Origin of the sequence: Gardnerella sp. KA01000, from assembly GCF_049244035.1 — a bacterium.
In the GTDB taxonomy this organism is placed as follows: domain Bacteria; phylum Actinomycetota; class Actinomycetes; order Actinomycetales; family Bifidobacteriaceae; genus Bifidobacterium; species Bifidobacterium leopoldii.
On record NZ_CP058367.1, the window covers coordinates 764188 to 777381 of the forward strand.

Here is a 13194-nt window from a genome sequence, read left to right on the forward strand (position 1 = left end):
GCCGTCAGCTGCTTATTATCACTCTCAAGGCTTGAGTGCTAATTTGAAGATTAGCACTCTATGTACCCGAGTGCCAACTTTTTTGGCGTTTATACACAAAAACCGGTTAGAAATAATTCTAACCGGTTATTTTTATGCGAAAAATATTACTTGCAAAGCACAACTACAATCGGAGAAACGATTTCTTTTTCGTTTTCGACAGCGCTAATACCTAAAGTCTTTGCAATATCTTCAGCTGCAGCTTTTTGGGAATCGTCTTTATACCAAACAACAGATTCGCTTGGGACTTTACCAGTTGGATTTCCAGCTGTCACATTTGCGTATCCTGCTTGCTTTAACTTATCTGCGCCAGCAGCAGCATGACCGCTTATCTTGGTTGCGTTAAGAACTTTCACAGCAACTGATTTGTCCAGTGAAGTTTGTGCTTTAGAATCATTTGCTGAATTATCTTTAGAGTCATCAGCATCTTTCTTATCTGATTTATTTTCTTCAGATTTATTATTATCGTCGTCATCATCTTCGTCTTCAGAAGATTTATCTTCGTCGCTTTTAGCAGACTTTTTGTTTTCAGAAGGCTTAGTAGGAGATGCTGATTGAGATGATTGTTGCTGATGGTTCCAAGGCAACGGAAGATGTGAGATTTCACCAGAAGCAATAGCCCAAACCAAAACGCCAACAACCGCCGCAATGATTAATGCAACAAAATAAGGAAGTATTACGGCATACCACGCAGGATTTCCACGATGAACTCCAACTGGTCCCTCTGGTGGCTCATCAAAAGCATCAGGCGTATACGACACGTTCTGATTATTTCGCGCCATAATTGCACTCCTTATAAAAGATCATTTAAACAACAATGAATCTATATTATCCAATGCTTAGCACAAAGCACAAATTTAGAAAATTTGATTAATTTCCTTTTATGGTATGCCTTGACATACAGTAGCAATATGAATCCTCAAAATATTAAACCTTTAAACGAGCTAATGGATCCTGATTGGGCTGAAGCATTAAAGCCAGTTGAGCCACAAATACGCGCAATGGGAGTATTTTTGCGAGAGCAGATAGAAAGCGGACATCATATTCTTCCTGCTAGCCACAATATTTTGCGTGCTTTTTCTATTCCACTAAAAAGCATTAAAGTTTTAATTGTTGGCCAGGATCCATATCCAACGCCGGGCCATCCAGTAGGCTTAAGTTTTTGCACAGCTGCAAAAGTGCGCCCACTGCCAAAAAGTCTCATAAACATTTATAAAGAATTAGTAAACGATTTAGGCGTAGAAACTCCAAAGAGTGGAGATCTAACACCGTGGACCAGGCAGGGTGTGATGCTTCTTAACAGATGTTTAACTGTTGAGGCTGGTAAGGCAAATAGCCACCAAGGAAAAGGTTGGGAGCCTGTAACCGATGCAGCTATTCGAGCATTAAACAATAGAACTGATTGCAATGGTAATCCATTGCCGCTTGTAGCTATTTTATGGGGTCGTAATGCGCAAAGTTTGGCTCCTTTGCTGACGAATGCAACTCTTATTACATCAGCGCACCCAAGCCCTCTTTCTGCAATGCGAGGATTCTTTGGATCGCATCCATTTTCAAGAGCTAATCAGGCCTTAATTAATATGGGAGTTTCGCCAATTAATTGGTCCCTAGATTCTCAAGAAATCTAATTGTCTTAAATATTGCAAATTATCTTATAAAGACAATAAAAATGCCATTTTTGAACATGTCAGTACTGCATATCGGTTAAAATGTCTCTTATGGCATTATTTCCACCGCAACCACAGAAGAAACCGTTAACCGATAAAACTTCAATTGCTTCTAAGCTTGGCATTGGATCAGCTGTACCTCAGCCGTCTGCTGTTTCTAATACAAGTGCGCAAGTTACTGCAACTATTTCGAGTGATGACATACGTCGTTGCCAGCAAATTGCAAATATTTTGCGCGCACGTTTTGCACAAACCTTAGTCGGTCAAGACGCTTTACGAGAGTCTCTTATCCTTACTCTTATTGCAGGCGGACACATTCTTATTGAATCAGTACCAGGTCTCGCAAAAACTACTGCTGCTCAAACTCTTGCAACAGCTATGTCAGGTAGTTTCCGTCGTGTGCAGTGTACTCCGGATTTAATGCCAGCAGATTTAGTTGGTACTCAAGTTTTTGATTTTGCTTCCCAACGTTTTACTACGCAAATTGGTCCTATCCATGCAAATGTTATTTTGTTGGATGAGATTAATCGTTCAAACGCAAAAACTCAATCTGCAATGCTTGAAGCTATGGCAGAAGGAGCAACAACTATTGGAGGCGAAAGAATTCCTCTGCCTCAACCATTTATGGTTATTGCTACGCAAAATCCAATTGAGGAAGAAGGAACATTTAATCTTCCAGAAGCCCAGATGGATCGTTTTATGGTAAAAGCAGTTATGACTTACCCTAATCCTGACGAGGAAGTTCGTATGCTGCAATTACTTACTCAACGAGGATCGGATGTCGTTGATCCTTCAAAGCTAAATACTCAACGCATAAGTTTGCAAGATGTTGTTTTTATGCGTACTGCAGCGCGTCATATACACGTTTCTGAAGCAGTTATGAAGTATGTAGTTGATCTTGTTGCCACTTCTCGCGGTGAAGGTACGCATCCACTTCCTACGATTAATTCATTGGTTCGTATGGGAGCTAGCCCGCGTGCATCAATTGCACTTATTCGTATTGCTCAAGCTCACGCTTTACTTTCTGGACGCGATTATGTGATACCTGAAGATATTAAATTGTTTGCGCATGAAGTGTTAAGGCATCGCATACTTTTAACTTTTGAAGCTTTAGCTGATTCTATTACTACAGATCAAGTAATTGATGCATTAGTTAAGACGGTTCCTGTGCCATGATGCGTACGAAGCGGTTAGTATTATCTGAACCTGCTAAAGCCGTGCGTCGCAAAATTGAGCTTTTGGATCAGCGAATTGATTTGCCTATTGCGCGTAAAGCTTTAGGCTTATTAGAGGGAGACCATCCTTCGCACAGGCGTTTTGGCACAGGTGATGTTATTGACATACACGCATGGCAGCCAGGAGATGAAGCTCGCATGATGAACTGGTCTGCGAGCGCTCGAACTGGACAGCCTATGGTGTCTTCTAGAGAGCGTACTTCGTCTTCTCATACTTGGATTGCTTTAGATACAAGCATAAATATGAATGGAGCTTGTGTTTCTGGAGAATCTCTGTATGAAGTTGCGTCTAATTCTGCATGCTTTTTTGCGTCTTTGAGTTTAAAACGTCATGATGCTGTTTCGTTGTTGTGTGCAGATGGAAAAAATGTTATCAATGTTCATGCTGCTAGCAACTTTTCTGATTTTGAGCGAAATCTAGATTATACGTTGCTTAATACTCGTAAAAATACCAGAGATATTGATGCGTTGCTTACTTCGCTACTAAAAAATATTGACAATAATGGTCTGGTAGTTTTAATAACTGATGAGTATGCATTACAAGCTCATAACGCTGAATCTTTGCGCAAAATTACGCAAAACCATAAGCTTGTCGTTATTGTTATTTCTCCTATTAATCCTTTTGATTCTGCAATTGATTTGCAAATATTTGATGGAATTACTTTACGTAAAGTACCGGCGTTTTTGAAAAAAGAATCAAATAAAAATGAAGTTGAAGCTCGTAGAAATATTAGAATAAACGCTTTATACGATATGCTGCTTGGTGTTCAATCTTCAATAATTCATGGTTCTTCAAGTGAAGAAGTTTTCCATATTTCTGCGCAAAAGGTGAGCCGTACAAATTATCTTGCTGACTCATTTAGCAAGGAGGTTGAATAGAATGAGCCTGGAAGATATTCAAAAGCCTTTACATGATGAAACGCTTTTTTTAATACTACTTTCTGCATCGCTTGTTGTTATCTTTATTGCTTTTGCGGTTTTATATTTTTCTTTTAAAAAGCCAAAGAAATTAGCTGAAAGTAGCAATTCTACAGAAGCAGTTCACATTCATAATGTAAACAAACAAGCTTGGCGTAAAGATATTGATGCGATTGTTGAGAAGTATCATAACAATGAACTTACTAAAGATCAGGCTTGTGCAAAATTGGCGTCTATTGCTAGATCTTATATTTCGAAGATGAGCGGTGAAGATATTCAAACTCACACTTTGGGAGAATTGGCTTCTTTGCGTTTGAAATGGCGCAATAAAAAAGGTGCTGATATGTTACGCCAAACAATATCTGCTTTGTATCCTCCAGAATTTGCTGATCGCAAAGCAAACGAGCAAGCGCGAAATACTACTGTTGAGCAGGCTGCTGAATGGGTTTTAGTATTGCTTGAAGGCTGGCAAACGAAGGACAAACGTTGATGAGTAATAATGTTTGGGAATACATATGGCCATGGAGATGGCAATGGCCGCTGCTTTTTGTTGCAGGCGTTGTTGTTTCTGTAGCAATTTTTGCTGTCTTACTGATTTTAGATTCCATTCGTAGGAATATTTTAAAAAAGAAGTATAAGAGTCAAACTAGTAATATTACGCGAAAATTCTATACTTTTACTTTTGACAATGATCTACAAGGAACTACTACTAGTCATTCATGGTATATGTGGCGAATGTTTAGAAGGTTTGCTACGGCTGCATTGGTAGTATCTTTGTGCAGTGCGCTTGCTGTTGCTTCCAGGCCAGCACGAGTGTTTAATGCGAACGAGCAAGTTAGTTCTAGAGACATTGTTTTATGCTTAGACGTTTCAGGTTCTGCTCTACCATATGATCGCGAAGTGATTCAAGCGTATCTTAATTTTATTGAGCATTTTCAGGGTGAACGCATTGGATTGAGCATTTTTAACTCCACATCTAGGACAGTTTTTCCACTGACTGACGACTATCGATTGGCTAAAAAACAATTGCAATATGCTGCAAATTTGCTTGGCGGAGTTCAATCGCAAAGTCGCATTAATCGTTTACAACAACGTCAATATCAAGAAATTTCTGACTGGCTTGAAGGAACTCAAAATCGCAAAAACGCAACATCGCTTATTGGAGACGGTTTAGTTAGTTGCGCAGCAATGCTTCCAGGTTTTATTTATGGTTCTGCTCATAATAACCATAAAATGCAAAGCCGTTTTAATAGAAGTTCTTCCATTGTTCTTGCTACAGATAATGTCGTTTCTGGAAAACAAACTTACTCATTAAAGCAAGCTTTAGATTTAACAAAGCAGGCTAAAATTACGGTCGATGGGTTATATTCTGGCGCAAAACAGAATGAGAATGATGACACTACATTAGAAATGAAACAGCTTATTGAATCTCATGGTGGAATTTTCCTTTCTCAACGCAATTCTGATTCCGTTATTAATTTAGTAAAAGAAATTGAAAAAAGACATACAGCAATTCCTCAAGGCGCTGCTCAGTCTGCATTTAGTGACGATCCTGGTCTTTGGGTTTTGTTTACTGTGTTTAGCGTTGTGATTTGGCTAGCTATTGCAAAGAGGATGAAGCGATGACAACAACACTATTTTCTGCTACTACCCTACTGTTTGCACACGCTAAAATTGAAGCTTCTGACACTTCTCAAGCAGGTCAGTTGGTTTTTTCTCCATCATATGGTTGGATTATTGCGATTATTGCAATATTGGTTTTGTTGGCAGCAATGTTTTTTGAAATTGTGCCTATACGCAGGAAACCTGAATCAAGTGATGAAACTTTTTGCATGAGATTAAGACGTATTGGCATATGTATAATGCTAATAATTTGCGTGCTATCTCCAAGTATTATGCGTTCAACTTTACAAAGAGCAGTAAATGCAACAAACGTGATTATTGCTCTAGATATAACAGGTTCAATGAGAGCAAAAGACGCTGATTATGCAAAAAATAGTAAGATTGAGCGTATTGAAGCAGCAAGGAATATTATTCATCAAATAACAAAATCCTATGCTAACTCAAGTTTTGCTGCTATTTCTTTTGGTGCTTCTACGTCTGTTGATGTCCCATTGACGCCTGATGCTAGAGCAGTTGACAATTGGATAAATACTCTACGAACTGAGCCAACTAGCGTAGCTACTGGAACTAGTCTTGACGCACCTATAGATCAAACTTTGCTTACTGCAAAAGCTATACATGATGCTCATCCAGATGACACAACAGTTTTGTATGTTATAAGCGACGGTGAGGAAACAACTCAACGGAAGCGCCGCACATTTTCATCGCTCAGAGCTTATATTACTAACGCATTTGTTATTGGAATAGGCTCATCTAAAGGAGCTAAAATACCTTTGGAAAAAACACAGCTGCAACTTGACGACTACAGCGAAGACAATACCTCTAATCAATGGGTTATTGATCCTGCTACAGGAAATCCTGGCATTTCAAAGCTTGATGAAAAGAACTTGCGAAATATTGCCGATGAGCTTAGCGGCAAGTATATGCACTCATCTTTAAACGTAACATTTGGAGACGAAGCAAAACCAATTCTTTCACACCAATGGAGAATGAACGAGACAGCAAAACCTCGTTTGAGACCTGAACCAATTATTTGGCCGTTTGCAATATTTGCGTCGATACTTTTAATTTGGGAATTAATGTCGTGGTTTATAACTTCAAGGAAATTAGTATGAAGCACATGTCTAGTCGCACAATTATTCGCATTGTTGCATTCTTGTTCTTGATTATTGCGATATTAATAGCGTATTTTGCTATCGTAAATTGGAGAGCACAATACGCATATAATGCTGCTACTGATAGCCTTATTTCTAACATAAAATCTTCCAAGAGTATCGATAGCGACAAGAATGTGCTTTTAACTCAGCAACAGCAAACTGATGCTCAATTTGATGATGCTAAATCTCAAGAAATGATGCTGCTTCCTCAACTTCGAAATAGTATTGACAAAAATGCTGAATTATCACGAAAGTTAACAGAAAAATTAAAGCAGAATCAAAACAATACTAATAAGCAACAGAAACCGAAAAAGCATAACAATCATTTTAAAAACGATAATTCTGACAATTCTTCTAAAGATAAAAAGCAGTCAGATTCGTCTAAACCTCAGTTGGACAATACTCAGCGCAATAAAGTTGAAAACTTGCTAAAACAGAACGATCATGTGGATTCTAAATATTCACAGGATCAAGAAGACCAGCAAGGTTTAGAAAAGACAGAAAAACGTACTAAAACTGATGAAAGCAGCAATAAGCCTTGGTAATTAAATCTTCAAGATTGGTTATAAGCGAAGCAATAAGCATTGAATAACCTTTTAACCACATTGAATATTTTTTAGTGACTTTTTATTAATGAACGTGTGTAATAACGATTATGCACACATATTACGAATGGCAATGGCTTATACAACGCACTCAAGAGTGCGCTCGCTGCGTTATAGCAGAATCCGCAGCGACTGAATTAGAAGATTGGCAAGGGCTTGCAGCCGAACATTTTCGTCATAGTATGAAAAATATTTCCGCACAAGCGTATGCGTTATATAACATTCGCGGAGGAATATAGTATGTCTTGGAAAGTTAAGTCCTCTGTTGTAGGTGGAATGACGCTTAGCGTTGCTGATAGAGAAGCGTATATTAGTTTCTCCAGAAAACTCAACAATATTGCTAAAGAATTGCTTACGCTAAAAAATTTATGGCTTAATGCAGCGATGGTTATTGCCGGTCAAAATTATGGTATACAAAAAGAATCAGGAGCATATATTCATGATTCTTCACAATCATTTTTAACTGAAAGCATATGTCATGAGTATGCTCATAAATGTTATTTAATGTCTCAAAATTTAGAAAATCTTGCTTTTCTTATTGTAAGAGCAAATAATTTATATGAAGATGCAGAATTTCGTACAAAAGACGAGTTAGACAATAAAATTTCTTTCTTGGCTCTTGCAAACCCTATTTTTGCTTTACACGTTTTATTGTCCGCAAGTCTTGCTGTCAAACAAGATGATAAAAATCATTCAGGTTTCCAATATCTTGCTAAATGGTCCTACGCAACTAAGAGTATGCAACAAGGAATTATTCGAGGTTTATCGCAGCACCTTATTTTAAATCCTATTACAAGTTTGCCAATATTTATTGCCGGAAATGCGAAAGGCCCCATAAATAAAAAAGAGCGTGAAACCTCACTAAACTTTTTATCCAATGCTCAAAAATATTTATCACAAGCTATTCCATTTATTTCTAGTGCTCTTAGCTTCGTAAGCGCGCCTATTAATGATCGAAAGCAAGGTAATAATTTACTTCTCACTAAAGTAAATGAGACGTGGAGAAAACCTGGATCTGTTCTTGCTAGACCTGGACGTAATCTGCTTGAAACTTTAGAAAATTTAACGGAACTTGGAAGCGGAAATTTGGGCGTTAGGCCACCACTTGTTAATCCAGATGCTGCTACTATTGCAATTCAACGTTTTAAGCGCAGCGATGGCAGTTCGTCATGGTTAGTAATAATTCCAGGAACTGACGGTAAAGCACACTCTCCTTTTGGTTGGGCACAAAACGCAGAAGTAATGAGTCATAGTTCTTTAATGAGAAAACAAGCTGATAGCACTCGAATGGTTGTAGAAGCTATGAAACGTTCTGGAATTAAACCTAACGAGCCTGTTGCTTTAGTAGGCCATTCTCAGGGAGGCATTGTTGCAGCAAGCATTGCAAGCGATTACTTTAAACAGTACAACATACAGCATGTTGTTACTGCTGGATCTCCTATTGCAAATCATCCAATTCCCAAGAAGACTTGGGTTACTAGTATTGAGATGGACGATGAGATTGTACCATCTTTAGATGGCAAGGAGAATCCTCGTAGAAATAATTGGGTGACTATTCATGGGCATGCAATTCATGTTAAAGAATCTAAGCGTTCTTTACCTCCTGGAGTCACGCGTTTTTCTGGCAAACAATATTCGATTAAAAAATTCGATAATGACGGAATATTCGTTAATGATGTTCCAGAAGAAGGAACTTTAACTCATGATTTGCATTACCATACTGCAGCTTATGAAGATGCTCTTCAACTCGGATCTAAAAGTGTGCGCGAGCAAGATCGACATTTTCAGAATACTATTAATGGCAAATTGCAAAGTACTACATTGTGGCAAGGAATAATGAAAAAATAAAATAATTAAATTCTTATTGAGTAAAATTAAGCTAATTCGCAGCATGATGTAACCTTAAACTATGAAGCTTACCGATATTTCTCCTGCAATAGCTCTGACTCCTCTCGATGGACGTTATCATAATCAAACATCCGCACTCGTTGAATATTTAAGCGAACCTGCGTTAAATCGCGAGCGCATGCGTGTAGAAGTTGAGTGGATGATTCTTCTCGCAAATGGTTATGAAGCTAATCAATTCCAGCCAATTGTTAAGGGTGTTAATCCTTTAACTGATGAAGAATGCTCATATTTGCGTTCTATTCCTGAAAATTTTGATGCTGAAGGAATTGCTCGTCATGCTGCGCATGAGGCTATTACTCATCACGATGTTAAAGCTGTTGAATACTACATTGACGATGCGTTAGACGAAGCAGAGAATAAGCTTGGTCATGCTACTGAGCTTTCAAATTTAAAAACTTTAGTACATTTTTCATGCACAAGTGAAGATATTAATAATCTTTCTATTGCGCGTTGCGTAAAGCAAGCTGTTTTAAACGTTTATCGTCCGAATTTAGAAGCGATAGTTGATTATTTAGTTAAGAATGCTAACGAATATAGAGATTTATCTATGCTTTCGTTAACTCATGGCCAGCCTGCTACTCCAACTACTTTGGGTAAGGAATTGGCAGTGTTTGCATATCGTTTACGTCGTCAACTTCGTCATCTTGATAATCAAGAGTATTTAGGAAAGTTGAATGGTGCTACAGGAACTTTTGGAGCTCATTTAGCTGCTTTCCCAGAAGTTGATTGGATTAGCGTATCTCAAGAGTTTGTTGAAAATAGAATGGATCTTCAATGGAATCCATTAACAACTCAAATTGAAAGCCACGATTGGCAAGCTGAACTTTATAGCACTGTAAGTCACATAAACCATATTTTGCATAATCTTGCAGTTGATGTATGGATGTATATTTCTAGGGGTATTTTTGTGCAAGTTCCTGTAAAGGGAGCTACAGGATCTTCTACTATGCCTCATAAGGTTAACCCTATTCGTTTTGAGAACGCTGAAGCTAATCTTGAGATTTCTTGCTCACTGTTTGACACATTATGTGCAACTCTTACTGAAAGCCGCTGGCAGCGTGATCTTACAGACTCTACTACTCAAAGGAATGTTGGCTCAGCTTTCGGTTATGCTCTTCTTGCTTTGAATAATCTTTTAGGCGGTTTGAAGTCTATTCATCCTAATAAAGAATTTATGGCAAAAGAATTAGACGAAAATTGGGAAGTTCTTGGAGAGCCAATTCAAACAGCAATGCGTGCTGAAGAAATTGCTGGCGTACCTGGTATGGAACGACCATATGAGCAAGTAAAAGAATTAATGCGCGGTCACCATATTTCACAAAGTGATGTAGAAGAATTCATTAAATCTCGTAGCTTTGATGCCAATACTGCAGCTCGTTTGCAAGCAATGACACCAGAATCTTACACTGGATTTGCTTCACGATTGGTGGACTTTATTGATTAAGTAGACGGTAAAGCCATGCAATCTAGCATAAATCCAAATCTTGTTATTGAAGATACTCAGCCTAGCTTAGTACGTAGTTGGGCTGATTTGTTGTATGCAATATCATCAGTTGTAATTGGCGTTTTTACTTTGTTGTCGTCAATGTGTTTGTCAGCAACGGCTGATGCTATGAAGATTGATGCACGAAGTGCTACTCAAATTATAGGGTTATCTTTTAATAATCTTTCATTTGTTCTGATACAGCAAGGTCTTACTCTCATTGTTGTTGCAGAAGTTATTGCACACATGGTTTCTGACAGGCGTTGGATTGATACCGCTATTTCTGTTATTACACTGTTTATAAGTTATGGTTCAGTATGGCTGTTATCTATTGCGATATTTTCTACACACAATATAGCTTTGATTGAATCTTTACAAATGCGGTCCAATAACACTTGGGCTGATTTGCTTCCAGACATGTATGCTGTTCTAGTTGCTTTTCTTACAGTTAGTGGTCCTAGACGCGAATATAAGCATGTAATGTGGGGCTGGAATGCTTTATTCATTGTTACAGCAATACTTCTATTTTCATCTTGGGACTCCTACTCCGCTGTTCTTGTATCATGCTGCTTAGGAAGAGCAATTGGTACGCTTATTCGTTTCGCAAAAGGCACACGCAGTAAGGGTGCTTGGGGTGACGATATTGTTCTTGCTTTAAAAAATATTGGCATAGATAATCTTACTCAATTAACTCGTAGAACTCAGCAAGCTGATCATACTGGAGTACTTCGTTCAAGTCTTGATGACGATTTAATTGAAAATTCAAGATTGTATGATGCAACAGACATTCACGGCATACGTTATGTAATTTCAGTATTAGATAATCAAGTTCATTTACCAGGTTATTTAAATCAATTATGGCAGTGGGTGCGTTTAGTAGATATACCGACTCGTAGAGATCGTTCTGCTAGGCATTCTGTTCATCACCATCTTTCTATGCTTCTTGTTTTACGAAATATGCATTTACCAACAGCGAATGTTTATGGAGTAAGCGACAGTGATAAATCTTCAATAATGGTTTTTCACGCTTCTAACGCTCTGCTGCCTTGTAATTTGAACACTTTAACTATTGATGATGCAGCAAAATTAATGCGTTATGTCGATGCGGCTAATACTCGCGGTATTACGCATAGACGCATCACTCCTGAAACTATTGCTAGGCTTGAAGATGGAACCCCAGTTATTGCAGGTTGGCAAAATGGCGATGTTGCCAGCGACGATACAAATATTGCACTTGATAAAGTTCAGCTTTTAACGCTTATTGCATCTTGCACAGATATTGACACCGCTCTTAAAGCTGCTATTAACACATGGGGTGTAGAAAAGTTATCTGCACTATTGCCTTTTATGCAAAAAGCCGCTATTCCTGCTTCTACGAGATCTTTGCCATCTTGGAATAAAAAAGTTTTCCAAAATCTTTGCAATAAGCTAAGTGAAACAGTTGCTTTAAGCACAGATGAAGAAGATTATGATACTGTGCGTTTAGCTCGTTTCAATATACGTTTCTTTGTTAGCTTAGTTCTTTCAATTGTTGCTGTTGCTGTTATCGCTACACAGTGGCATCCTCAGGAAATATTTGCTGCCTTGCGTCACGCAGATAATGTAATGGTATTTATGTGCTTTGCTTGCAGCATGTTTGCTTGGATTGGATCTGCAATTACTCTCGGCTCATTCATGGATGATCAAAAACCTTCTGCACATGTTTTGTTTGCATCTCAAGCAGCTTCTGGTTTCACAGCAGTTTCTATGCCTGCTGGTGTTGGTCCTGCATTTGTAAATATGCAATTATTAAAGAAAAACGGGTACACTCCGGCTCAAGCTACAGCAATTACTAGTGCAGTATGGCTTATTCAAGCATTAATGACAACTTTAGTATTACTTTCTATAGGCGTTTTCACCGGTAAAAATGTGCTTTCTGGAATGATTCCTACTCATATGCTCATTACTTTCATTGGAATAATCACTCTTATAGTTTGTGTTTTAATGGTTATCCCGTCCGCTCGTAAAACAATTCGCAAACATTATTTGCCAATATTATCTGATTACGGTCGTCAAATTAAGGAACTTATTTCACATCCTATGCAACTTATTGCGGGCTCTTTCGGTGCTATTGTGCTTGTTTCATGCATTGGATTGGGTTATTGGATTTCTTTACTTGCATTTGGATATTACGCAAATCCTTGGGAAACAATCTTACTATTCTTACTTGCTAACGCTGCTGGATCGGCAGTGCCTACACCAGGCGGCTTGGGTGCTGTCGAAGCTTCTCTTACTTTCGCTTTTACATCTGTAGGTGTTCCTCCAACAGTTGCTTTGTCTGCCACCCTTCTGTATAGACTTATGTTCTACTGGTTAAGAATTCCGTTAGGCGCGTTTGCAATGAAGTGGCTTAGCAATAATGAGCTTATATAAGTGAGATTTACAAACATTTGTGTATTTTTATTAGCAAATATCGTATCTGATTTAATACGAGTATGTTTTAAATAAAAAATAACAAAAAATAAATAAAAATATTAAGAAAAAATGCAAAAATGGCTACATTTGTAGGGAAAATGTACT

Annotated in this window: 11 protein-coding genes; 10 read left to right on the forward strand and 1 reads right to left on the reverse strand. The window is 38.1% G+C overall.

The features are described 5' to 3' along the window. Window positions 1–146: 146 nt before the first annotated feature. Window positions 147–821 (reverse strand): LytR C-terminal domain-containing protein, encoded by a 675-nt coding sequence (locus HXT58_RS02855; RefSeq protein WP_004106743.1) that lies wholly within the window; start codon window positions 819–821, stop codon window positions 147–149. Between the two features lie 129 nt (window positions 822–950). Between HXT58_RS02855 and HXT58_RS02860 the strand changes: the two genes are divergently transcribed. The 10 genes from HXT58_RS02860 (at window position 951) to HXT58_RS02905 (ending at window position 13047) form a co-directional block, all read left to right on the forward strand. Continuing rightward, window positions 951–1667, forward strand: coding sequence for a uracil-DNA glycosylase (locus HXT58_RS02860; protein ID WP_004106746.1), 717 nt, complete (start codon window positions 951–953; stop codon window positions 1665–1667). Window positions 1668–1757: 90 nt separating this feature from the next. Further along, window positions 1758–2882, forward strand: coding sequence for an AAA family ATPase (locus HXT58_RS02865; RefSeq protein WP_004119505.1), 1125 nt, complete (start codon window positions 1758–1760; stop codon window positions 2880–2882). Beyond that, complete coding sequence (locus HXT58_RS02870) at window positions 2879–3820, forward strand: DUF58 domain-containing protein (protein ID WP_064340180.1); 942 nt, start codon at window positions 2879–2881, stop codon at window positions 3818–3820. The genes HXT58_RS02865 and HXT58_RS02870 overlap by 4 nt, the downstream gene beginning before the upstream one ends. 1 nt (window position 3821) lies before the next feature. Beyond that, window positions 3822–4349 (forward strand): hypothetical protein, encoded by a 528-nt coding sequence (locus tag HXT58_RS02875; protein ID WP_415705941.1) that lies wholly within the window; start codon window positions 3822–3824, stop codon window positions 4347–4349. Next, window positions 4349–5485, forward strand: coding sequence for a vWA domain-containing protein (locus HXT58_RS02880; RefSeq protein ID WP_410294516.1), 1137 nt, complete (start codon window positions 4349–4351; stop codon window positions 5483–5485). Before HXT58_RS02875 ends, HXT58_RS02880 begins: the two co-directional genes overlap by 1 nt. After that, the gene (locus tag HXT58_RS02885) at window positions 5482–6597 is read left to right on the forward strand and encodes a vWA domain-containing protein (protein WP_410294517.1); all 1116 of its coding nucleotides are present in this window, start codon (window positions 5482–5484) and stop codon (window positions 6595–6597) included. The genes HXT58_RS02880 and HXT58_RS02885 overlap by 4 nt, the downstream gene beginning before the upstream one ends. Beyond that, entirely contained in the window at window positions 6594–7184 is a 591-nt protein-coding gene (locus HXT58_RS02890) for a DUF6466 family protein (RefSeq protein ID WP_410294518.1), read from the forward strand. The genes HXT58_RS02885 and HXT58_RS02890 overlap by 4 nt, the downstream gene beginning before the upstream one ends. A gap of 300 nt (window positions 7185–7484) precedes the next feature. Next, window positions 7485–9092, forward strand: a complete 1608-nt coding sequence (locus HXT58_RS02895; RefSeq protein ID WP_410297083.1) for an esterase/lipase family protein — start codon at window positions 7485–7487, stop codon at window positions 9090–9092. Between the two features lie 61 nt (window positions 9093–9153). Next, window positions 9154–10596 carry an adenylosuccinate lyase gene (gene purB, locus HXT58_RS02900; protein ID WP_004119485.1) on the forward strand — a complete coding sequence of 481 codons (1443 nt, stop codon included), beginning with the start codon at window positions 9154–9156 and terminating at the stop codon, window positions 10594–10596. A gap of 15 nt (window positions 10597–10611) precedes the next feature. After that, a complete protein-coding gene (locus HXT58_RS02905; protein ID WP_410297084.1) occupies window positions 10612–13047 on the forward strand; it encodes a lysylphosphatidylglycerol synthase transmembrane domain-containing protein in 2436 nt (811 codons plus the stop codon). Window positions 13048–13194 lie beyond the last annotated feature (147 nt).

Coding starts and splice junctions, on each gene's coding strand:
- HXT58_RS02860 (WP_004106746.1), top strand. CDS start 951: ATGAATCCTCAAAATATTAAACCTTTAAACGAGCTAATGGATCCTGAT.
- purB (WP_004119485.1), top strand. CDS start 9,154: ATGAAGCTTACCGATATTTCTCCTGCAATAGCTCTGACTCCTCTCGAT.
- HXT58_RS02880 (WP_410294516.1), top strand. CDS start 4,349: ATGAGTAATAATGTTTGGGAATACATATGGCCATGGAGATGGCAATGG.
- HXT58_RS02865 (WP_004119505.1), top strand. CDS start 1,758: ATGGCATTATTTCCACCGCAACCACAGAAGAAACCGTTAACCGATAAA.
- HXT58_RS02905 (WP_410297084.1), top strand. CDS start 10,612: ATGCAATCTAGCATAAATCCAAATCTTGTTATTGAAGATACTCAGCCT.
- HXT58_RS02870 (WP_064340180.1), top strand. CDS start 2,879: ATGATGCGTACGAAGCGGTTAGTATTATCTGAACCTGCTAAAGCCGTG.
- HXT58_RS02890 (WP_410294518.1), top strand. CDS start 6,594: ATGAAGCACATGTCTAGTCGCACAATTATTCGCATTGTTGCATTCTTG.
- HXT58_RS02895 (WP_410297083.1), top strand. CDS start 7,485: ATGTCTTGGAAAGTTAAGTCCTCTGTTGTAGGTGGAATGACGCTTAGC.
- HXT58_RS02875 (WP_415705941.1), top strand. CDS start 3,822: ATGAGCCTGGAAGATATTCAAAAGCCTTTACATGATGAAACGCTTTTT.
- HXT58_RS02885 (WP_410294517.1), top strand. CDS start 5,482: ATGACAACAACACTATTTTCTGCTACTACCCTACTGTTTGCACACGCT.
- HXT58_RS02855 (WP_004106743.1), bottom strand. CDS start 821: ATGGCGCGAAATAATCAGAACGTGTCGTATACGCCTGATGCTTTTGAT.